Source organism: Bradyrhizobium sp. BRP56, from assembly GCF_020194035.1.
GTDB lineage: Bacteria > Pseudomonadota > Alphaproteobacteria > Rhizobiales > Xanthobacteraceae > Bradyrhizobium > Bradyrhizobium australafricanum.
This window is the reverse complement of sequence record NZ_JADYVV010000023.1, coordinates 86,316-108,567: the sequence shown is the minus strand read 5'-3', so window position 1 is coordinate 108,567 and position 22,252 is coordinate 86,316. Positions and strand designations below refer to the sequence as shown.

18 protein-coding genes and 1 pseudogene are annotated in these 22,252 nt (G+C 58.7%); 8 read left to right on the top strand and 11 right to left on the bottom strand.

Annotation, left to right across the window (positions count from 1 at the left end; all coding sequences use genetic code 11):
• Positions 1–1,083 precede the first annotated feature (1,083 nt).
• The 4 genes and pseudogenes from I6F38_RS18145 to I6F38_RS18130 form a co-directional block, all read right to left on the bottom strand.
• Positions 1,084–1,395, bottom strand: a complete 312-nt coding sequence (locus I6F38_RS18145; RefSeq protein WP_225161280.1) for a hypothetical protein — start codon at positions 1,393–1,395, stop codon at positions 1,084–1,086.
• A 566-nt stretch (positions 1,396–1,961) separates the two neighbouring features.
• Positions 1,962–4,181: pseudogene (locus I6F38_RS18140) on the bottom strand (hypothetical protein).
• Between the two features lie 629 nt (positions 4,182–4,810).
• On the bottom strand, positions 4,811–5,164 hold the full coding sequence (locus I6F38_RS18135; RefSeq protein WP_016844734.1) for a hypothetical protein: 354 nt from the start codon (positions 5,162–5,164) through the stop codon (positions 4,811–4,813).
• 225 nt (positions 5,165–5,389) lie between these two features.
• Positions 5,390–6,628, bottom strand: coding sequence for a cytochrome P450 (locus I6F38_RS18130; RefSeq protein ID WP_225161289.1), 1,239 nt, complete (start codon positions 6,626–6,628; stop codon positions 5,390–5,392).
• A gap of 1,378 nt (positions 6,629–8,006) precedes the next feature.
• Here I6F38_RS18130 and I6F38_RS18125 point away from each other — a divergent pair.
• The gene (locus tag I6F38_RS18125; protein ID WP_225161279.1) at positions 8,007–8,537 is read left to right on the top strand and encodes an SPASM domain-containing protein; all 531 of its coding nucleotides are present in this window, start codon (positions 8,007–8,009) and stop codon (positions 8,535–8,537) included.
• Positions 8,538–8,672: 135 nt separating this feature from the next.
• Here I6F38_RS18125 and I6F38_RS18120 read toward each other — a convergent pair whose 3' ends face one another.
• Positions 8,673–9,956, bottom strand: coding sequence for an FAD-binding oxidoreductase (locus tag I6F38_RS18120; RefSeq protein ID WP_016844737.1), 1,284 nt, complete (start codon positions 9,954–9,956; stop codon positions 8,673–8,675).
• 140 nt (positions 9,957–10,096) lie between these two features.
• Entirely contained in the window at positions 10,097–10,786 is a 690-nt protein-coding gene (locus tag I6F38_RS18115) for a methyltransferase (protein WP_225161278.1), read from the bottom strand.
• An 810-nt stretch (positions 10,787–11,596) separates the two neighbouring features.
• On the opposite strand from I6F38_RS18115, the gene I6F38_RS18110 reads away from it, so the two are divergent.
• Genes I6F38_RS18110 through I6F38_RS18100 form a run of 3 tightly spaced genes read left to right on the top strand, consistent with a single transcriptional unit; the run spans position 11,597 to position 13,615 of the window.
• On the top strand, positions 11,597–12,172 hold the full coding sequence (locus I6F38_RS18110; RefSeq protein WP_016844739.1) for a hypothetical protein: 576 nt from the start codon (positions 11,597–11,599) through the stop codon (positions 12,170–12,172).
• The gene (locus tag I6F38_RS18105; RefSeq protein ID WP_016844740.1) at positions 12,163–12,816 is read left to right on the top strand and encodes a hypothetical protein; all 654 of its coding nucleotides are present in this window, start codon (positions 12,163–12,165) and stop codon (positions 12,814–12,816) included. The genes I6F38_RS18110 and I6F38_RS18105 overlap by 10 nt, the downstream gene beginning before the upstream one ends.
• 40 nt (positions 12,817–12,856) lie before the next feature.
• On the top strand, positions 12,857–13,615 hold the full coding sequence (locus tag I6F38_RS18100) for a hypothetical protein (RefSeq protein WP_016844741.1): 759 nt from the start codon (positions 12,857–12,859) through the stop codon (positions 13,613–13,615).
• Positions 13,616–13,975: 360 nt separating this feature from the next.
• Here I6F38_RS18100 and I6F38_RS18095 read toward each other — a convergent pair whose 3' ends face one another.
• Together I6F38_RS18095 and I6F38_RS18090 are read right to left on the bottom strand one after the other, a co-directional pair.
• Positions 13,976–14,359 (bottom strand): VirK family protein, encoded by a 384-nt coding sequence (locus tag I6F38_RS18095; protein ID WP_225161277.1) that lies wholly within the window; start codon positions 14,357–14,359, stop codon positions 13,976–13,978.
• 961 nt (positions 14,360–15,320) lie between these two features.
• The gene (locus I6F38_RS18090; protein ID WP_155258733.1) at positions 15,321–15,803 is read right to left on the bottom strand and encodes a hypothetical protein; all 483 of its coding nucleotides are present in this window, start codon (positions 15,801–15,803) and stop codon (positions 15,321–15,323) included.
• An 895-nt stretch (positions 15,804–16,698) separates the two neighbouring features.
• On the opposite strand from I6F38_RS18090, the gene I6F38_RS18085 reads away from it, so the two are divergent.
• The 4 genes from I6F38_RS18085 to I6F38_RS18070 are packed head-to-tail and all read left to right on the top strand — an operon-like array spanning position 16,699 to position 19,975.
• On the top strand, positions 16,699–17,088 hold the full coding sequence (locus tag I6F38_RS18085) for a hypothetical protein (protein ID WP_125459152.1): 390 nt from the start codon (positions 16,699–16,701) through the stop codon (positions 17,086–17,088).
• 41 nt (positions 17,089–17,129) lie between these two features.
• Positions 17,130–17,819 (top strand): response regulator transcription factor, encoded by a 690-nt coding sequence (locus I6F38_RS18080; RefSeq protein ID WP_026192327.1) that lies wholly within the window; start codon positions 17,130–17,132, stop codon positions 17,817–17,819.
• A gap of 28 nt (positions 17,820–17,847) precedes the next feature.
• A complete protein-coding gene (locus I6F38_RS18075; RefSeq protein ID WP_028343877.1) occupies positions 17,848–19,302 on the top strand; it encodes a type II and III secretion system protein family protein in 1,455 nt (484 codons plus the stop codon).
• A gap of 10 nt (positions 19,303–19,312) precedes the next feature.
• On the top strand, positions 19,313–19,975 hold the full coding sequence (locus I6F38_RS18070) for a CpaD family pilus assembly lipoprotein (RefSeq protein ID WP_080583568.1): 663 nt from the start codon (positions 19,313–19,315) through the stop codon (positions 19,973–19,975).
• A gap of 135 nt (positions 19,976–20,110) precedes the next feature.
• Here the strand turns inward: I6F38_RS18070 and I6F38_RS18065 are convergent, their stop codons facing one another.
• From I6F38_RS18065 to I6F38_RS18055, 3 genes are read right to left on the bottom strand one after another with little or no spacing between them, the layout of a single operon-like run.
• The gene (locus I6F38_RS18065) at positions 20,111–21,148 is read right to left on the bottom strand and encodes an EscU/YscU/HrcU family type III secretion system export apparatus switch protein (RefSeq protein ID WP_225161276.1); all 1,038 of its coding nucleotides are present in this window, start codon (positions 21,146–21,148) and stop codon (positions 20,111–20,113) included.
• On the bottom strand, positions 21,145–21,966 hold the full coding sequence (sctT, locus tag I6F38_RS18060) for a type III secretion system export apparatus subunit SctT (RefSeq protein ID WP_225161275.1): 822 nt from the start codon (positions 21,964–21,966) through the stop codon (positions 21,145–21,147). Before sctT ends, I6F38_RS18065 begins: the two co-directional genes overlap by 4 nt.
• A gap of 10 nt (positions 21,967–21,976) precedes the next feature.
• On the bottom strand, positions 21,977–22,252 hold the full coding sequence (locus tag I6F38_RS18055) for a flagellar biosynthetic protein FliQ (protein WP_016844749.1): 276 nt from the start codon (positions 22,250–22,252) through the stop codon (positions 21,977–21,979).

Genomic DNA, 22,252 nt, shown 5'->3' with positions numbered 1-22,252 from the left:
CTCGCCGGCCTCTAAGCGGTCCGCATTGATCTGAGCAATCGGACAACGCGGTAACTGCATCGTCTCGGCCCAATGACTTGCACGGCTTGGAGACTGGACGCGTGCTGCCCGAGGCGGTGAGTCACATTCCTGATGAGTGCACAAGCGAACTCATTATGACGGATGCGACGACTGCGCGATCGCTGAAATTCCATTCGTTTGTTCGGCTACGCTACAGGCTACACCGCATGGCTTCGGCCCGTTCAAGTACGGCGGCATACTGCTAATTCAGCGAGACTGCATTCCTGACCAGAACTTGCCACCGAGGGCGATATTGTTGCTGAGCGCGCGGCCGACTTCGTCGCGCAGCGACGGCGGCACTGACTGCAACCATCACCTCAGACTTGCTCGAAGGTCCCGATCGCGGCTGCCCTTACAAAATCCACACGGTACTCACTGCCAACGAGAAGAATCATGGCCCAAACGAATTATCACCAAGGCGATAGCTTCTGCAGACGTAGAAGCACCAAATGACCATTCTCGGATATGCCGCGTTAGCATCCAGGATCGACATCTCATCCGCTAGTTCAACTCCTAAAGGCAGCCGGCGACCGTGGTCTACCGCGAGATGATCAGCGGTGCCGCGCCGATCGGCCACAACTCACCACGTTGATGGTAGCGCCTCCACCCCGGCGACGTGGTGCTGGTGACGAGGCTGGACCGGCTCGGCCGCAGCACGCGTCCGCTAAATGAGCTTGATCGAGCGCATCGGCAAGGCTGGTGCTGCATTCCGCTCGCTCGGCGATAGCGCTGGTCATTCACACATCGCCTAGGGAGCGACGCGGTTGCGACTGTCTTGCCGTCAGCTGAGAGCAATGTTGAAGCATTGTCGAGGGATGCTCGACGCCGGCCTTGCGCAACGACGCAGCTTACCGCAATCGCCTCGATCGGCGTCTCGCTGCCTGCCAGGGGTCCGACGATGCGTACCCACTGGCGGCGCGAGCAACTCGCTGCAGAGCGATGAATTGCCTATGTCGGCAACAACAACCGAAGCGATCGCAGGGTTCTAGCCCAGCGCGCGATCGGTCACAGTCGGGTTGCGTCTCATACCCGCGTAAGTTTAACGAACCCTCCTTCGGCCAACTTGGCTTGGTAGGTTCTTCCGTTAAGCTGGATTGTTTTGGGGGTGTTTGCGGTCGGCATGAAACCTTCTTCGCGCAACTTATCCATGAGAGCAGGTGTCGCCCATTGCTGTGGTAGCGGCGTTCCGAAGCGCCGGTTCTCCGTGAATAAGGCTCCGAAGTCCCGCCCGGCCTGCCCCAACCACTTGGTCCTCCGCAGGGTTATGAACAAGACGAACGCAATTGGAACCATCCAAACCGGCCGTGTAGCGGTGACCTTGGATTCATAGGTCATCGTCGGCTGGTCCGAATCCGGCAAGAGACCACGATGGAACAGCCGTTCGACCATTGAATCAGGTGCGATTTGCGAACCGTGGGAAAATCTTTGGGGAGCGGGTCCAGGCGATGCGGCAGACGCCGAGTACAGATCTTGCAGCGCAGATCTGCATGTCAATCTCTGCGCGCGATCCGTCGTTCTGCCTCAACTTCGACGGGTTACCAACCAGAATGAGCGGGATAGCCCGGCCAGCGCGACAAAGAACAAACGAGAGCGCGGCCTACGTGAGAATCCGGCAAGCGAGAAACGAACTATTCACCCGATCGAGAGTGCAGAACGAACAGGTCCCAGCACCTTCTGGGGGCCAGGAGGCCGATGCTGGGACCGTCGTGGCCACATCCGGGGGTAGCAAACGGACAGGCCCACCTTATTGTGCATCGTCAATTCGATTCGTCAAACCGGCCCACGGGGTGCGTTCTCGCGGAACGCCGATCACTCGGAAATCGCTTGAGATTCACCGGCTTCAGCCAGCCGAACCACTACTCAGCGCAGCCCAAGCGGCACTTCCTCGCCAGATACGCGCACTACATCCCGTGTCGAGCGAGTTGCATCGAGCCGAACTCCGCCTCAAGACGGGGATACCATGGCTGGCCGCCACCTCTGCTGAACAAGGACTTGCAGAACGCCGGCGCAAGCCTGCCGCGGTGGATCAACACGTCTTCGTGTCCCATTGCAGCTCGAGCATTCTGCCAGAGCCGATTGTAGCCGCGCTGTTCATTGGACTTCACGTGGCAAGCAGCGAACTCGGCGCCATCCAGCGTCGCCAATTGCGAGACATATACCGGCCTCTTCGTATGGATGTGCACCCACACCGGATCCGGCATCGCACCATTGCTCAGTGCCCTGGGCTGCAGCTTGATCTCGAACAGCGTGCCTGGCTCCCCCTTCAACGCACGCGGCGGATCGGCAGACGTCAACTCATCGGCCGCCCGCAGGTATTCAAGGTACTTCTGCGACGGAAAGGCGTAGGTCTTCATGCAATCCATCGTGATCGCAGCCTTCCGCGCGTTCAAAGAATTTGCCTGTCCCTGCACCTCGGACCACATCGCCTTGAGCCGGACTATTTTGTCGTGCACTTCAGGCACCTGCGCAGGCGTAAGCAGGCCACGTCGGCGAGGTTCCTTTAGCGCCGCTACACAGGCCTTGATCTCGGCGGCTTGCGTCTGCAGGCGCTTAACGACGAGATCCACGATGTGGCCGGCATCCTCGGGCTTCATTTGGCGCGTTTGCGAGACGGCGCTTTGCTGCGCTGGAAGATCGAACTGCAGCAGCTCGTCCAATCTATTGAGCAATCCGTTCAGCGCTTTCCTGGAGGGCGGAGCACGCCACATTTCCTGGCCGGCCGTTGACGATGATTCCTTTGCGCGTGCCGCCTCTTCCGGGGTCGCAAGCTTCTTGGTGCCCAGATCCGAGAGAACGATGACCTTACCTGTCGGAGCCGAAGCAGCGTCGGGCCTGGCGACCTGCGCCTCGCGTCGACCGGCCGCCGAACTCCCCTCACCTGCCGCCGGTGTGCGCTTGCTTTTCCCCTTCTTGCGCGCAGCCTGGCCCTCAGACACTGCGCCGGTATTTTCCGGTATCCAGTTGGCGGGCGGCTCGATCACGGCGGGTGTCTTTGGCTGCACCGCCAAAAACCGCGTGACGTCGTTTGCGGTGACCCAGGCAGCTTCCTCGATCTGGTCCAACAGGTCCAATGGAGTGTCCGCCCCCATTCCAGCATCCCTCAGCCCAGCGACGATGCCGTGCACCCCCGACGCAAATTCAGAAAGCCGTTCCATGACCCCTTCCAAAACGGTGCTGTGCTCCGCGTCGAGCGCCGCTCCGCGGTTGTACAGAACGGCTTCGCCCGTCGACGCGAATGCCGGAACAACATCGTTGATGAAGGTCCCGAGCAGACGCATCCGCCCGTCCTCACCGATGAGGGCGTTACTCAGCGCTGGTTCGAACGTGCTCGCCCGCGATTCGATCAGGAGCCGCGCGAGAGCGATCCGCGATTAAAGATACGTGCACTTCGTAAAAAGTGCCCAGCCGGTATGCAGGCGTAGCATCTCGGGCGTGGACCCCGGCAAGCCGGCGGTGGCCGCGCAGACGGACTGCATCCGTTCCGAGCGCAATGCCTTCTTTCCCCACCACTCCATGCAGGCCATGTAGTGCTTCGCCACGGTCGACACCGCTCGGCTTAGCTGGGCGGGCGCAGCGTTGGCTTCGCGCAGCTGCTCGAGCACGGCTGCGGCTTTCTCTCTACCCGCCTCCAGGTCGTAGACAATCGAGGTAGCCACGGCGTTGCATTGGTCCCCCGCAGCAAGAGTCTCGACTCTGACTCCGCAAGCCTGATCGTCGGAAAGAAGGCTGCGTGCCACGTCGGGAGGGAAGCTCGCATAATAGTCCAGAACTTCCGAGCCCGCCTTGACGACTTGATCAATCAGGTCCTGCGCCTCCGACCGGTTCCGCGCTTGGCCGGCCGCCGTTTTAGAAGCACCAACAAAGGCCACAAGTAGGCCGCGCATTTTTTTCTGCGCTGCTCTGACCTCGTCTCTCGTCGGGACAGCCACATCCGAAGCCGGCGGCTCGCCGACGAGCGGCGCCATTCCGTCTTGAGACCTGGAGCGCATCCGCTCCACGACGGAATCGAACGATTGCCTGGCTTCTCCGGAGACCGGTCCAGGCTCCCCGCCCGATCCCCACATGCTATCAGCTTCTGCAGGCTCAACGTGCGATTTGCCAGCTCGGCCAATGCCCGTCATATCCAATCTCCAATCGAATCGAGAATGCGCAGCCTGTCTGATTAGACAGCTTGGCTGACGGGCAGCTGACGAACAGCTCTTTCCGGGCTACACAGAAAACGGCCGGATCACCGTGGGCTCCGGTTCATCGAGGCTGCCAGTGCTGCAACAGGCAGCGATGCAGCGGATGAGCGCATCAAATCGGGGATCATCCGCTGCAGTGCATGACCGCACCGTAACGTTGCTTCGGCGTGATCCCGCCAAGATCCATACTGACAAGCCGCGGCAGATGCGACGGGGCAAGACACTATCCAGCGTCGCGTTCGTCTGCACGGACTTGGCGGGCTATCTCGAATAGCGGAGAGCCGCCACGAGAATGCCAGCATCTTGAAACGGCTTGATCATTGCGGCGAGGTGCATCCCCCGACTTTGTCGAGGGGGAGAGACCTTCGGCCGCCGTACGTCCCATCATCGAGGAGGAGATACGAGTCTTAAATCCAAGAACCTGCACACCCACGGTCGCACACAATTTAAATAGGTCTAAATCTTCGATCAAAATCGCATTATCTGTATTCACCTTCGGATCGAGCAGAACCCATATTGAGGGACTACCTCGCAGCTCCCGCTCATCCGAGCCCGCTGAGCAACGCTCATAAAAAAATGGCAACGACCGTGCCAAGCGCACCGAGCGTCAACCCGACCAGCGAACCGGCCGTCGGCACATCACGAAAAAGTATAAAGGCGAGAACTGGCTCCACGACCAGAATAGCTCCGACTGAAATCGCGACGATGATCCAGATATTCTTGAGATGCATGTAGCCCAGCGCGTATCCGAAGACGAGCAGGACGCCACCGACGGATATCAGCACAAACATCGGCAGGAGCATTGTGACATCCCCGCCGGCCTTGCCAAACTGCCTTGAGGCAATCAACTCCGCGATTATCGAAAGCGCTTCTCCAACGAAAATCGCGGCCACTGCTACAATCTTCACTGTCAAGCTCATCGGCCCTTGATTCCAACTATCCAAGTCAGCGCCGCAGATGAACACTCGGAGGTATCGGTGATCTTGCCTCTTGGAGGTGCCAGTGGATTATGCGTCGCTACTTATCGCTGCTCGCAGGCGTCTCAAAGCCTGCCCAATTGCAGACCGGATCTCAACATGCAGCGATTGTTTCGCGCCGACCAAGCCGCACCCCGGGGCCGGTCGCCAGATTCGAGGGATCGAAGCCTAGGCTGCAATCCGCACAGGAAGAGCGGAATAACCGTGCACAAAGTTCGACGCAATTCGCTCGGGTTCGCCGACAACCTCGACTTCCAGTCGTGCCTTCAAAATCTCCTCCCAGAGGATTTTCAGCTGCAGCTCCGCAAGATGTCGACCAACGCAGCGATGGATCCCAAATCCGAACGAAAGATGTTGCCGCACGTTCCTGCGGTCGATGACGAAGCGCTCGGCATTCTCGATGACTTCATCGTCGCGGTTTCCTGAGATGTACCACATGACGACCTTGTCGCCCTTCCTGACTTGTTTCCCACCGACGATGGTATCGGCCGCGGCGTTGCGGCGCATATGTGCGATGGGCGTTTGATAACGAATAATCTCGGACACGGCGCTCGAGACAAGTTTCGGATTATCGCGTAGCTTTCGCAGCTCGGAGGGGTGCTGGTTCATGAACAGGAGGCCGCCGGTAATCGAATTGCGCGTGGTGTCATTCCCACCGACGATCAGCAGAATCAGATTTCCAAGAAACTCACTCGGCTCCACGTGTCGAGTTGCAGGCGAGTGCGCCATCATGGAAATCAGGTCCATCCGTGGCTCGGCATTGATGCGCTCGTTCCAAAGGCCTGTGAAATAATCCAGGCACTCGGACAAGATCGCACTTCGCTTGTCCCAGCTATCGATCGGCTGGCCAGTTCTGGGCATTGCAACAGCTACGTCCGACCAATAGGTCAGCAGACGCCGATCCTCAAATGGAAAGTCGAATAGCGTGGCAAGCATCTGCGTCGTCAATTCGATGGAGACCCTATCCACCCAATTGAAGTCATCGTTGCGCGGCAAGCCGTCCAGAATCGTCCTGACGCGACGACGGATCAAGCTCTCGAGTTTCGTCAAGTTTTCCGGCGCGACTATCGGACTTACAGTATCACGCTGCTCGCGATGCTTAGGCGGACCCATCTTGATGAAACTCTGCGTCCAGTGCCTGTCAGGCACGTCGACAATAGTGACGCCTTGCTCCGACGAGAATATCTTGTGATTAGTATCTACCTCTACGATATCGCGGTATTTCGTTATGGACCAATATGGACCATAGGGGCTATCCTGGCAGTAGTGAACGGGATCTTCCCTTCGCAGCCGCTCGAAATAACCCCATATGCTATCATCTTGAAAGCGCTTGGCTTCGCTTACGTCCAGATTGCTCAGCGGGATCTTAAACGCGCCGTCGGTTCTGTAGTCTACCAATTGCGTTATCACGATCGCCTCCGCAGATTTTGCTCTCTTGAGAGCTTGCGGATCCACAGGTCGCGATCCATCGTTTCGAGCTGCCGTGACGTTTTGTTGCGAGCGGATCGTCGCCCCAACAGAGTATCCTAAAGCGCGGGCAGTCACCCCTACCAGTTCCGGCAGGTAAGGATGGCGTTGACTTTCTAACGCGATTTGCCCCAGTGGATTGATGAGAACAATCCTCGCTACACAGGCGTCGCCCAATGCCAGCTAGATCGCTGCTCGCGCCACCGAACAGCGCAATGTGAGCCACCTTCCAGCTTCTTTAGGTGCCAGATACGACGTTTTCGGCTCCCCGCGGCCGCATATTGGCCGCGGGATCGTGCGGTGACCACGACCCACGCTGATCGTCGTCGACGAAATCAGTTAGCACCGCTCCGCCGAGAAAGGCCAATTTGGTTCTCAACATGGCAACAACCGTGCTTCATTCATCATCCTGACCAGCAACTTGCCATCTAACGGGAATAGGAACTATCGCCGCCAAGAGCTTGCGATGCTCGACCGCTTGTCCATCGCATTGATGGCGCCCAAACAGTTCGCGAGCGCAATCGCTTGCGCGACAAATAGAAAGATGTTTCAGAACCTGCGCTGCCATCGGAAAGCCTTAGGATGTGCCGTTTGGGCGGATCCGGCGCCGGTTCCGCATCGCTACGGCTGCGGAAGCATCTCCGCAGACCATTCTAGCGAGAACACCGAGCCCAGCATCTGGCGTGGCGCTGACTCGGAACGAAGATGTAAGTAATAGCCAGCGGTGCTACGCGACGGTCAACGCATAGAGAGCCGAGTTGGCACACCAGGCCTATCCAAGCTTCGGTAGGCGTGGCCGAGCTCGGAGCATTGTTAGCGACGAGATAGGAGCTTGGTCTAGGTCATTTCGCCAACCTGCATATCCTGTATTTGCAATCCGTGAGGAGCAAAGCAAGCGGCTGCTCATCGAACGCTGCGCTCCCTCTCGCAATTTCTTGCTCCGGCGCCTGAAAGGACCAGACAGATGACGGCATATCCCATGGTGTTACAAAACTTACGCGCTGCCAATCCTGGTCGCCGGGTATTGGAGATAACGACGACCGCAGGATGCATCGTCCGGTGTACTTATTGCCACCAAGACAAGTTCGCTGATCGGCAAAGACCCGTGTCTCAAGCGAAGTACCTAGGTCTTCAGGATTTCGAGCGGTGTCTTGCACGCGTGCCGAGGACTACCGAGATCAGTTTTGCCGGCTACTCGGAGCCTTGGCTCCATCCGAAATGCACCAGGATGGTTGAGCATGCTTACGCACGTGGGCATCAGATCCGAATTTTCACGACTCTCGTCGGAATGAACGGGAGTGACATTCGGCGCTTGCAAATGCTGCAGTTCAGGGCTTTCATCGTCCACGTTCCTGATGACGGCACTTATATGAACAGCCGGCTCGTCGGAAAGTCCTATCTCAATGTCATGCGCCGACTCGTCGAGGCGAACATTCCCTCGATTCGATTCGTTGTCCTGGGCAAAGTCCATCCGGACCTCGCCGACACCATTCCCGCAAAAGCGCTGCAGCGCTTGCGTCCGCTGAGTAACAGCCGAGGACGTCTAGAGTCGAATATCATCAAACCGCGACAGCCCGTCGTCGGACCCTTGACGTGTATTGGCAAACAACAACATCGGAATGTCCTTCTACCAAACGGCGACGTTACTCTGTGCGGGATGGATTTTGAGCGGCGTCATGTCCTGGGCAATCTTTTGCGCGACGAATACGCATATCTCTTCGAAAGCCCAATTTTTCACGAAATCGCCGATCGCATGAACGGAATGGATGGTTTTCTGCTCTGCAGGATGTGCGAGTTTGCTCACCCGCAGACGTCGGGATGTTATATGGATGCCGACCAACAGACGTGACGGCCGGCCTGCACGAGTGTGGATGTCAAGATTCTCTCTGAAGAACGCGACCGATGCCAATTCGCTCGCCACGTGCCGGGAACGGCCAAACCGATGGAAACCGCCGGATCGGATATGCGATTGACACGAGGCGGATCAGAGCCGCGCCTCAGTGAGGTGAACCAGTTGAGAGCCTGCGCTGTAGAGGGCCTCACGGGCGGCACGAAACCGCCGATATTCAACCGGCGCAGCTGGAAGTGGTAGGTCCTCTTCCGCAAGGCGGCCGAGAACGTAGGACGCCAACACCCGGCCGAGGACGGTCCCAGGTGCAATCCCGCGCCCGTTGTAACCGCCGAAGGACACGAGGTTACGGTCGAGCTTGTGAAAGCGCGGCAGGTGGTCGGAAGTCATCCCGATCATCCCGAACCAGCCGGCTTCGAACTCGACGTCGCCGAGCTGCGGAAACAGCCTACGTAGCGACCTGACCGCCCAGGCTCGGTGAACCAAGGTGCCGATACCCTCTAGAGCGCCAACGCTGCCGAACACCAGACGGCCGGACTGATCGAAGCGAAACGAGGAAAGGACCTCGTGGGTGTCCCATGCCCCTTGTCGTTCGGGCAAGATTGAGGTCCTGAGACGATCTGGTAAGGGCCGCGTTGCCAAATTGAAGTAAGGTAGACGGATCTGCTCTCGCTGAATCCGCAACCAAGGTCTTTTGCCGTAGGCGTCGGTAGCGACGATTACCCACTCAGCACACACAGATCCCATTGCCGTGCCGACCCTCCAGCGCAACCCCATTTCGTGGACTGTGAGGACTTCAGTCTGCGCGAATATCCTCGCGCCCGCCGCAAGCGCAACGCGCGCCAGGCCGCGCGCATAGGCCAGTGGCTGTATTGTACCGGCGCGCGTATCGAGCAGCGCGCCGGTATAGTTGCCACCGCCAATCTTTCTGCGCGTCTCCTTCGCATCAAGCACCGCGACCGGAGCGCCGCGTTTCTGCCACTGTTCGGCACGAATCTGGATTTCCTCCAAGCCCCTGCGGCCGACCGCGCAATGCAGGGTCCCCGCGCGCTCAACTTCACAGTCGATCCCATATCTCTCGATCAGTGCAAAAACCTCCTGCGGTCCTCCACCCAGTAATTCGATGAGCCGCTCTCCAAACGGGGAGCCGAGCGTGTCTGAGAGCGTGTCGGGCATGACCCACATACCCGCATTGACGAGCCCGACGTTGCGCCCGGAACCACCGAATCCAATTTCGGATGCCTCCAGCAGAATGACGCGCACGCCGCCCTCCGCGAGGCGGATAGCCGCAGAGAGTCCAGTATATCCACCGCCAATCACAACGACATCGGCTTGCAAATCACCCACGAGAGGACCGGTATACGGCGGCGCCGGCGCCGTGAGCTCCCATAAGCCGTGCGACTTGCGATTGCCTTGCATCCGACGAACTCGTTCTGCAACGCATCAAACTCGGCCGGCGGTCTTCGCTATCGAACTACCGATCCGAACGAGTCGTGAACCGGTACTTTAGCAGTTTGACCAGCAGCAGCGCTTGGCGGGATCCAGGAGCCGAAGAGGCTTCATCGAATCGTGAGCTCCCAGATGATCCGGATATGCCCGCCATGAATCGATGGTCGGAAAATATGCATATTTCTAACACGCAGGTTACTATTATCGATCAAGTTCAAGACGCGCCCAATATCTCCCTGATCAGAAAAGACGACATACATCAGGCCGTTGGCGTTGAGCCAATTATGCGCTCCGCCGAGAGCTGAGGCCATGGCGCTGTGATCTTCGTCAAAGCAGGAGCGCTCCAAATCGTCCCTTGCTTTTCGGTTCCAGTACGGGGCGGCAAACAAAATACGGTCGAACTTTTCTTCAGGCTGCAGCGCAGAATAGATGTCACTGAGGCGCGCTTCTGCCTGCTTGGAATGACCTAACCGCTCGATGTTTAACTTTGTGGTGAGAACGGCTTGCGGATTGATATCGAGAGCCACCAGGTGTTCTGCCCCAGCGCGAAGTGCCGCCAGCCCCAGGACGCCTGATCCGCATCCCAAATCCAATACTGTTGCTCCAGATTGGATGTGCCACTTCGATATCAAGGCGTCGGGAGCGTGACTTAGGCGTGGCGACAGAACGCCGGGGAGAATGTGCAAGAGCATACCGCACACTTCCACGTCGTGCGGGTGTTCGCATGACCGCAGATCCGCGATCATAGCGTCTACATCGGTCGTTTGGCGCCGCGCCGATATGGCTTTGGGGGCAGTCATTCAAATCTCCAGTTCCCTGGCGCGCGCTTTGCCTCATCGTCCTGCCATCCAATCGATGGAACGCCCTATTGAGCAAGTGCGCCTGCTGTTGCACTGTACAGGGCCTACCGGTTTAAAGAGTTTCGGGCAGGTTTGTCCCAACGTGTCTGAATGCGCTTTGCGCCTTCGCCGACTGTCATTGCCTCTCAATAAGCAACGGCCGTGCCATCGGAATTCAAAGCGCTCGGCTTCTGATTTTCCTTGGAGAACGACTGCCGGCAGCTCTGATGTTCTGCCGCCCCGACGATTGTCTCCGGCGGTGTCGGACTCCGAACACGTATGACCAAGTTGGCGTACGAATGGCTTCGTGTTGCGGCTATTCTCGCAGCTATTCTCACGGCAGGTTGACCGGAAATCAGAAGTTGCGACCTGGAAACTTCGACGAGAGCTCGTCAGGAATAGACAAGATTTCGCACAATTCACGATTTGATGCCGCCCCAATGGCTATCTAGCTGATTTAAGAAAAAGCGATATTTCACCCTGCGCTTGCCTCCGACGATCGAAAACTCGCCGACGCCATACCGGCCTTCGCCATCATAGCGCCGATCGCCTGAATCGAGATAAGGAGGCGATCATCAATGGAGCGGCATACCCTTGTTGCAGCTCAACTCCTCAACCCGCGCCCACTTTTATCACAATCCCCTCTTTGTGTCTGCGATCCGCGCTGCAGCGCCTCGGAGCAGACACTTTCCGGACCTCGTTCACTCTACCTGACGGGAAGTCACGTCAGGTTTTGGAAAGTTAACATCAGTAGCGAGGAACCACAGAGCTATGCTGGCGGACGAGATCATGGACCGATTGAGCACTATCAACCAAGCTGATCATGATTCGGCTGCATCCAATGCGGCCGCGGAACAACCGCAACAGCCGCAAGCGGAGTTCGAGCAGCACCTGCTGGACGCGCCAGGGGCCGACCCCATATATTCCCATAGAGAGCTTTATGATGTCACCGAGGAGGACGATCGCCTCATCCAGGCGGCATCCGGCGCTGCTCTCAAGCGAGATTTACCGCCGAGGCCTACCACCGTCAGTATTTATGATCGTCGGCTTCGCAAATTGGCTGAAGCGCTGAAGCAGGATGGCAAATCAATTTCTGGCCTCGATGACAATGCGTTGCTCGGACACGCTAGAAAGCTGCTGCCGAACGACAAGGTGATCGCCCCGCATTGTCAATGGTCAGTCGGTACCGCGAGCCTGACGCAGACGCTCTCCCCCTCAGAACACATTATCGTCCTTCCAGGGAAGATGAGCGTCTCATCAGGGAGGCTGCCGAGGCACGTTTTGGTCGACAGATCGGCGAGAAAAAGGCCGGGGGCTATGCGAGCGGGCTGCGGAAGTTGGCGGTAGCGCTCCGCCCGTCGTCCATTGCCAAGCTCAGCGATGACAAACTGCTCGGCCACGCAGTCCGTTTGTTTCGAAATGACAAGACGCTCATCGCCGCCTTGAACGCTCTCCGCGACTATCGCGCGATCGTCGGGCGGGGTAATTTGGGCGCAGAAGGAGGCAGTTCGCGGCAGGTCATTCAACCGCCCTCTCCTTTGCCCATGCGGCCGGTCGATGAACAGCGCTTGGGGAGCGCTGCGGATCGCGACGCCTCACTACCGGCTGATGGTTTCAATACTCTGCAGGTTTGGCACGAGCCAAGTTTAGCCCCTCATTCTCCGATACATAGTGTGGCCCAGGATGAGCTTTTCGATACCGCGGAGCAGAGCAGCGAGCTTTCAGCTCCTGGCTTCGATGCACCATTGCTTTCGCAGCAAATGCGTTCAGCGACTTCATCGCCCGCGCCAAGTTTCACTCAGGAAGAACTTTTCGATGCCGTGACCGGTTGGCAACGAATGCACTCGGCGACTTCATCGCCCGTGCAAAGTTTCCTCCAGGAAGAGCTTTTCGATGCCGTGACCTGGCGACCCAGCCCGCGGCCGAATTTCGTCCCTGAAAACTATTTTGGACGGATGATGGACCAAGGCGCTGCGGCCCAGACCACTTGAGCGGACGTCCTTTCCAGCCAGCGACAGCTTTGATGCTTCTTTGGCCGTTCCCGAGGACTTCTCCCACGGCACCCAGCCTGCGCCGGATATGATGCGCTCCAAGCTGGGTCGATGGGGTCTGTTGCCCGATGCAGCACAGTGGGTAAAGACCTACGATATTCGCGGTGAAGGCTATACGGGCGTGTTGGGACCGCGAGGGCCCAATGATGTTCAGCTCATCCATCTGCGGTCTCCCGCTGTCGGCGATACGTTCGATGTGTCGTTTGCCGTTCCCAAGGACTTCTCGCATCGCACCCAGCTGGCTCCTGACATGATGCTATCCACGTTGGGCAAGTGGGACTTCTTGCCTGTTGCGGAATATCCGGTCATGAACTACGAGATCGGCGGCGAACGCTACACGGCCATGTTGGGACCGGGAGGACCCAACGACGTTCAACTCATTCACCACCCTCGGCCCGCTTTGCTGGGCGAAGCGACGCGTGCGGTGGGGAGGGCTTCCCCGGGTATCGACGTCGGTCCTGCGCCAGGGTTTGATGCACCCGCACCTTTCGAATGGCGCGAGGACGCCCCTTCGGCGCTGGCGCCAAACCGTACACAGCCGAAAGCCTACCTGGAGGCCGCGTTCTTCTCTTCCATCGGCCGCTATTTGGCTAAACAAGGGGCTCGTCGGCGATGTATCTATCACGTTGTCGTCGCATTCGGCAGCGACGGCACTTTCAGCCGAGCAGACCCGAGAACCATCGGGATACAAGATGCGAACGCGCTACAAGACCATGGCTTGGCCGACGATCAAACGTGAATCATCACCGGCCGGTGGACCATTCGGATTGGAAAGAATGTCTCACTAGGGTCGCGGACAAGGATGCGAACGTACTTTGGCGACCCGGTTTTTGGTTTGATGAGGGCCCTTGGCTCCTGATCATACCAGCATAGCCGGCACTGGCGATCCTCCGATCACAAAGATCCGATGAGGATCGTCAGCCCTCATATGGCGCCTTTGAGCGAACTGGCGCACCTTCGTGCAACTCGGACGCCCAGACGAAAGACGGTCAGAGACAATCCGGCCGTCTTCACGATCTATATTATCGTGCCATGCTCGGTGAAGCATCCACGCGGTTAAGGAAACAGCTTCGAAGTGGGGTCCTGCGCCGTGCTCTTCTTACCAGATGAACTTCGCGCCATCAGGCAGGTCGCAGATGAATTCGCCCTGGTGCACAAGTTCGGTGGTCCCGACGACAAGCTTCGAGGCCCGCACCGTGAGCTTGCCTTCGCGGCTGAGGCTATGGCGGATGTACTCGGTGACGGCATGTCCCGCGCTGTCCACCGTTTGGTGCGCATTGGCGAAGCTGATGCCGTTCTGGGGCGTCACCCTGAAGGCATTGATGACCAGACCGGCCTGCGTCGCCGACGCAGGCTTGCTACCCTCCGCGTTGGCACAGCGGCTCATGTCCAGGATGAGCTTCACGTTCTTTCCGGTCTGCAGGGCATTGAGCACCTCCGTGTATTTTGGCGAAGGCTCGTCGGCTCTCGCCATCGTGCTCATGCTTGCGGCCGAAAGCAGGGACAACAGGATCGTCAGCCCTTTGCCAGTACACTTCATATGCTCATCTCCCTCGATAAGTACCAAAGATCGCACGCTGCAAGACGTCGTCCTCGCAAGCCGTTTGGCGGATTCCAGACATCAAGCACGCCGCGCCCTGCGACAAAAACAACCTGTCGCGACCAAGCACAAGTGGTTGTGACGGCCATTCCGACGTCACAACCTCGTAGGTCAGGTTTACTAAAGTGGCCTGAGCTCGTACGACATCGCTGGAACGATTCGATCGACCGCCGGCCGCCTAGAACTACAAACGGCAACCGGTCGCGCCAATCCAACGGAGGCCGATATGACCGAGCGGCCCCAAATGCGCCTAAGCGGGCGATTTCCGAAAGAAGACTTCGACCAACCGCATCTGCCAGCTTGTCCACGTTGAGACCTGGTAGGACTCTCTGCCCGCGGGGATGGCCGACAATGGGTGGCTGGGCGAACAAGCTCAGTCAAGACACCCGATCTCGCCCTCGTCGAAAACAGGAACGCCAGATGGCACAAAGCAGTGTCGACTTCAAATATATCGCTTTGCGTGGCTTCTGTCTGGCTGACCGCTCACCTCACTGAACTGAATTCATCCGGCACCCCTCAAACGGATACTGGCTTCCTTCCTGGTCCGTCAGCTTCTCGAAAGCTGCACCTGCAAAACTCCATGCCAACGGCCGGCACTCGAGGGGAGATGGAAGAAGAATGAATGTTGATCCACGGAATCCCGCAGATACTCCCTTTGAGGCTCACGGCGTCCTGAAGCAGCCGCACCGCGTGGACCGGCAGCCAGACGAGCTGAGCGCACACACCGACGCGCCGGCACACAGGTCCTAGCATCAAGCAAGCTTTGAGCAGCAGCTAGATGACTTGAGGTCCGACGCGTGGTGCCCATTTCGACCTGCCCTTCCAAATTGATCTTTGACGTCACTCATTCGGGCGGGCTTCGGCTATTGCCTGACATCGATCCGGTCGCCGCGTTCGTGCCCGAGACCGAACCCGTGTCGTGAGCCGGAGAACGCCTTCGGCGAAATACGGGACGCGCGTTTTGAAGACCGTCAAGCGCAGTAAACGCCGCATCAAACACGGCAAGCCGCGCAGCCGCTCTACGCCTATCCGCCTTTTGAATGCGTTCCATCAAAACAATTGATTTTGCCGATCCTGCATGAAGCCCCCATAGTCGGTTGCGATCTTTGGAGGCAGCATTCAGGAATGTGGTGTGACAATCGATTCTCTGTCCAATCCCTTGCCGGTCAATTCCACTTCGGCAATCGCGCGTCTGCATCCAGAAGATCACGCGCCAGATCAACGCTTCTTGCGGCCAGCCAAAGTCAGCCTGCCAATCGCCACGTGTGAGGCGATCCGGCAATCGCACGCTTACGCGCGCAACGGCTTCGCCCTTAACGCGCAGCAAGTATGGCTGCCTCATGCCATCGTTGCAGGTCAGACTGCGCGTCATAGAATTTGGAGAGACGAGATGCTCACGACGTTGGAGAAAGTAAGACCGACAGAGATCCTCAAAGCTGTGACCGTGTCCAGACTGCCTCGCTGTCGCCTCAAGACGCGCACAAGTTTGAGGGTACGTTGTAACCAATTGTTAAAGACACTTGAATCTCACCCAACGTCAGATTGTAGGATTTCCGACAACCTCGCGACACACAACCGCGCTCGCGCGAACACTTCCCGACAGGTAGCAAGAATTGCGAACGTCTCTCAAACTCAACGCCACACCACTTCGCTCGGTCACACGGATCGATCACTCCTGTCGACGGCGTGTTCTCAACACCGCTTACGTGCAGCGCGAAGGAATCAGTGCGACCCCTGTTGCAGCCGGATCAGGATCTAGCATTCGGGCCGAAAGCAGGCTCTGTTTACCTCGCACTGTCCGTGCACCACGCAACCAAAAACTCGAGCTTCGATCATTCCGCCGCCGCTCATCCAAGATGAGATGCAGCTGGCGCAATGACCTCGATCAGAGGCGTCCTAACCCCGACAAGCAGCGCCCCTATCTGCCCCTCATTCACGACTTGTCGATGGGGCGCAGCATTGGACGCGGCAAAACATCGGGATCGTTGGCGCCCTGCATGTCTATCACCGGCTAGGGAGCGGTTTTCTCAGTAGTCGGAAGGCACATCGATCTGTTCGTCGTACATCGCTGCGCCGGAGGCATCGTCCAGATGCGTGGCCTGAAATTGTCATTCACGCGGAACACCTTGCCTCATCGGGACTTGGCGACGCCACAGGCTCGACAGCATAGCAAGATTGACCGCGGGGCCGGGGCAAGGTGGAAGTGGTGGGGAGTTCCAACAATGTCGGTTTCGCCAGGCTGTTCAGCCACAAATCCATCGGCTCGCTCCTGGGTATTGGCTTCGATTGCGCGCTCTAACGCCATCACGATCGAAGACGGCTACTCAGTGCGTGCAGACATCTCTGCGATCAATGCTCAGATCCGCCAATCTGCTGCAACCGCTTGCGGCCTCGTGAATGATTTTGCATCTCTTCCCGGCATAAAGGGCCCGCTCGGCATCGCCGGCGACGTATGCAGTCACCGTCGGGTCATCGCATTTTTCAATCTCATGATAAGTATGTCACCGGGATTGATCGCCCGCCACCACGCTCCGCTTCGTCGCTGCCGCACTTTGGCGCTCACGCCAAGGCGGACGTCTGTCAGTTTCGTCGAACCTCTTGGTCAACCGTGACGCGCTTAAGGTCTTGGCGTGTATGGACGAGAGGCGATGAAATGCGAATTCTCCTGGTTGATCATCATGCGGACTTTGCCCGTGCTGTGAAGGAAGCGCTCCCCTATTGCGGGTTCGCAGTTGACGTGACACGCACGCTGGATGAGGCGGCGGCCGCGCTGGATTGCGCCAACTATCACATTCTTTTGCTCGAATTGGTTCTGCCCGATGGAGACGGCTTGGATTGGCTGAAGCAGCTGCGGCGCGAGGGACGCTCGATGCCGGCCATTATGATGAGCAGTCTCAACGATCTCGGCCGGCGGATTGCGATCTTCAATGCGGGCGCGGACGATTTCCTCCCCAAACCCGTATCGACCGAGGAACTCATCGCACGCATGCGGGCCATTCTGCGGCGGTCGACGCAAATGACGGCGCCGCTCGTGACATTCGGCAATCTGCACTTCGACCCCATTGCGAGGCAAGTCGCGGTCGGTGGTCGGATACTGAAGATTGCCCGCCGCGAAGTGTGCATTCTTGAACATTTGCTCAACCGTGCCGGCCGCACCGTGCCGCGCGCATCACTGGAGGACAGCCTGTACGCGTTCGACGATGAGGTCTCGACCAATGCGCTGGAAGTCGGGATCTATCGCCTGCGCACGCATTTGAGCCAGTCGGGTGCGACGCTCAGGATCAAGACCGCGCGCGGCGTCGGTTACACCCTTGAACTCATTGAGGCAGCCTCGGCTGCCTGATTAAATCGAACTCGAAAGCAACAATCCCTTGAAGGTCATTTACAATGCTGCCGGCACCGATGAGCCGTCGATGGTCGCCAGCGCGTCGCGCTCTGCCGGTTTATCTCGCCTCTGCTACGTCCTGTGCGGATTTGCTATGCTGTTTTCATCTGCTGCGGCAGCCGAGATCAAGCGGGATGGCAAAGGAGAACCGCCACGCGCGGCGCCGGGCGGCACCTCCGGCACGCTGAACCTGACTTCTTCACAGGGCAAGACAGTTCATCTGACCGCTGCGGCGACCAGCATCTTTGTTGCTGACCCGACGATTGCGGATTATCAGGCACCGTCGAACACGACGATCTTCGTGTTTGGCAAGAAATCCGGACGGACCAGCCTCTTTGCCCTGAACGAAAACGGCGAGGCTCTCGCCGAGCTGCGCGTGGTCGTTACACAGCCGATCGAGGACCTGCGAGCAACGCTTCGAGCCGAGGTTGGCGACTATCCGATCCACGTGAGCTATACCCCACGCGGCGCTATCCTAAGCGGTACGGCGCCCAATGCCGAAGTCGTCGAGACCGCCAAGAAAGTTACCGAGCAGTTTCTTGGGGCCGGGTCACTGGTCGTCAACAAGATCCAGGTCGCCGGGTCGTTGCAGGTGAATCTCAGCGTACGGGTCGCAGAAGTCTCCCGCAGCGCCGTCAAGGATCTCAATATCCATTTCACCGCATCCAGCCCGAACGGCGCTTTTCTGATCAGCGGCAAAGATGGCGGGTCTGGCGCCGCCGGCGGCGGCGGCACGATCGGTATCGGGTTCAGCGCCGGCAATACCAATCTCAGCGCTGTTCTCGACGCGCTCGCCAGCGAACACCTCGCCTCGATCCTGGCTGAGCCGAATCTGACGGCGATGTCCGGCGAGTCCGCAAGCTTCCTGGCCGGCGGCGAATTCCCCATTCCTGTGATGCAGGATAATCGGCAGGTTTCGGTCCAATTCCGCCAGTTCGGCGTGAGCCTCGAATTCGTTCCGACGGTTCTCAACAATAATCAGATCAATGTCCGTGTGAAGCCCGAAGTCAGCGAGCTGTCGAGCGAGGGCCAAGTCAAGATCAATGGCATGGAAGTCCCTGCCCTCTCGACGCGGCGGGCCAGCACCGTGGTCGAGCTCGCCAGCGGTCAGAGCTTTGCAATCGGCGGCCTGATCAGGCGCAACTTCAACAACGACATCGGCGAATTTCCCTGGCTCGGCGACGTGCCGATCCTCGGCGCGCTGTTTCGCTCCTCATCGTTTCAAAAGCGCGAAACCGAGCTTGTCATTATTGTCACGCCTTACATCGTGCGGCCCGGATCGAACCCGAGCCGGATGAGTGCGCCGAACGATCGCATCGCACCGCCGTCGGACGCGGGCCGCATTTTGACGAATACGCTGGCGCGACCGCCAAAAGACCGCGATGCGCCCCGCACCAGCGCACCAGGATTGACCGGCAGCGCCGGCTTTATCATCGAATGAGGATCGTCAAATGACCTTGCGACGTCTGTGCCATTTGATCGTTATGGCGGCAACATTAGGTGGATGCGCAAATAGCGCTTCGGTCCGTTCCGAGCCGGCTGAGCAAGCGATCCAGGTGGAGCAGAAGAGCAGCGTCTTGTTCCTGCAGAGCCTTCGTGGCTCCGAAAGGCATCGGCTGCGGAGCTTCATTGCGAGTGCCAGTGGCGGCCGGCGGGATGCACTCCATGTCGATGTCACCGGCTCTCCCCGGCTCATTGCACAAGTGGCCCACGAGGCCCGTGCCATGGGCATTGCCCCCTATAACATCCGCCTTGCTGCCTCCCCGCTCGATCTGCCCGCCCGGTTCGGGGTGCGGATCGAGGCCATCACCTTTGAAGCCCATCCTCCTATCTGTCCATCGCTTTCCATCGTCGGGCCTGCAGTAAACGATAATTCATTCGATCCGACCCTTGGCTGCTCGACCAGAAACAATCTGGCAGTCATGGTCAACGATCCGCTCGACTTGCTGGACAATCGATCTGTCATAATAAGTAGTGGCGATCGCGCCGCCATTCCTGTTGCCAGCCACGGCAGCTTTGCCCCGCCCAACAAGAGCAAAGGGGAAGATGGAGCGAGCAACAGGGCAACGGAAGCCCCCGCGGCGGCGACGAGTGACGTACAGCCCCCTCGATGAGGGGCTGCCACCTAGCGCCACCGTCAAGATGATCCAGCGTTTTTTCCGTCCCGATTGATTGCGGAACGGGGCTCTAAATTTTCGGTCTGGCGCGTTTCTTCACGCGAATCGGGACCCGCTTCGCCCGCAAGCACTCTAGACCAGCCCGCCAGCGTGAAGCGCTTTTGCGACCGCCTCGAAATATTGCGAAGGAACCGGGTTGCCGAGCTTTGCTGTGCCGAGCAGCTGTCGCGCCAGGACGTCGTCATCCACAATCTTGAGGACCAGCGCGCGCGCCTCGCCAAGCAGTTTGGAAGCAGTTTCGCCCTCGCCACGGCAGACCAGGACAGGCACACCGGTTTCGCCGCGAACATACCTCAACCCAACCAGGGTTGTGGATCCCCTTAGGATCAGGTTGGCGCGATGGACGCCAAGCGGAGCCTCGTTCGCGGACTCCTGGCGCAGACGCCGGTGTTCACGCTTCACCTGCGGGTTGCCTTGCTGTTCCTTGTTCTCGCGCTTGGCCTCGGTTTCGGTCATGCGCATCTCCTGCAGGAACAACCAGCGCTGGATCAGAAGATCAGTCAATCCGCCGACGAGAAACGCCCCGCCAGCAATCCCGGCCAGCAGCTTGACCTCGGTGAAGACTAGTCCGAGACAGCCCATGCCACAGACCGGCAAGTACACCAGCGCTTTCCAGCTAGCGGTCACGGTGAAGAAAAAGCACGTCCCGAGGAGCACCGCCTTAACCAAGGTCTTGCCAAGCTCGATGGCCGATCGTTTCGATGCGATCCGCGTCAAGCCCTTGATGGGATCCAGTTTCTCAAGCTTCGGTTTGAGTGGCTCCAAAGCAATCATGAAGCCGCCATTGGCCAGAACATTTGCCAGAAGGGCAGCTGCCACGGCAGCCGCGAGTAAAGGCCCGACCGCTGCAATCGAGAGTTCCAATAGGCCGCGGAGCGCCTGCGGAACGGCGCTCGTGAAAGGCTGCTCCTGCAGTTTGTCGATCAGCCGGACCGTTTCATGCCACTTGTCTTCGATCGCTCCCGCTCTCCACCATAGACAGGAAAGACCGGCGCAGGCGCTGACCCCGCTCACCAAATCCGAACTGCGCGCGCTCTGCCCTTTCTTGCGTGCATCGCGCAGCTTCTTGGGCGTCGGAGGAAGCTTTTTCTCCTCGCTCGTGCCGCTCATTTCAAGAGCTTCTTGAAATGCTCGAGCACGTTGTTCGACGTCAGGATTTCAGCTCCCGCATATTCGAGGAGATAGACGGTGTAGCTGACCATGATGACGCCGAAGGCGACATTCTTGATCGTAGGCGAAAGATCGTTCAGCTTGAGCTGCGATGCAAAGCGGCCGAGCATCATGACCGACACGTCGATCAACAGCAGCAGGGCCAGCACCGGCCCGGCGACCAATAGCGTCGTCAGCATGATATGATCGAGAAGGCTGAGGCATTCCATTGCCCCTTGTGCCGTGACCGCAGGCAGGAACTGATACACGGGCCAGATCAGATAGCTGCCATAAAGGCTGCTCACCGTGGTCCGGAGGCCGCCGACCAGAACGAAGATTGTGACCGCGGTGACACCGAGAAAAAGCCCGGTTCCCGACGCCTGGCTGTGCGTTGCAGGATCTTCCGCCGCAACCTGGCTCGAGATTCCTCGCTGGGTATCGATGATGTCGCCGACTGCCTGGATACTCCATAGGGGAATGCTGAGCAGAACGCCGAGCATAAAGCCGACGAACACCTCCTTCAGGCCGAGCATGGTGACGCTGATCAGACGCGTGTTCGGGTCCAGCGCTTGGAGGCCTAGCTTGATCTGCGCCAGACACGGTAGTCCGATCGCAATCGTCAGGCTGCCGCGAATCAGGCCGCTGATACGCGGCCGCGTAAAGACGGGGAGCACAAGCATGATGCCTAAGGCGCGGGCCGCGCTTAGACCGGTTGCCGCGACAACTTCGATGCCGCTCTGGACGAGCGCGTGCGCATCGGTGGGTGACAGGCCAGCCATCCAGGTCCCGCTAGTATCTTGCGGTGAGTGCAGGAAACTCGCTGAAAATGCGCTCGGCCTGCTCAATGAGCGGTGCACTGAGCACAGGAGAGAAGCCGGCGAGTACGGCGACGACGACCAGAAGCTTCACCGTTAGGGGCAAGGTTTGATCCTGGAGCTGGGTTGCCGCCTGGATGAGGCCAATGATCAATCCCGAAATCAGAGCTGCGAGGAGCGGCGGCAGAACCCAGATCATGAAAAGCACGAGCGATTGGCTCAGGTGCATGAGGATGCTGGCTTCGTTCAT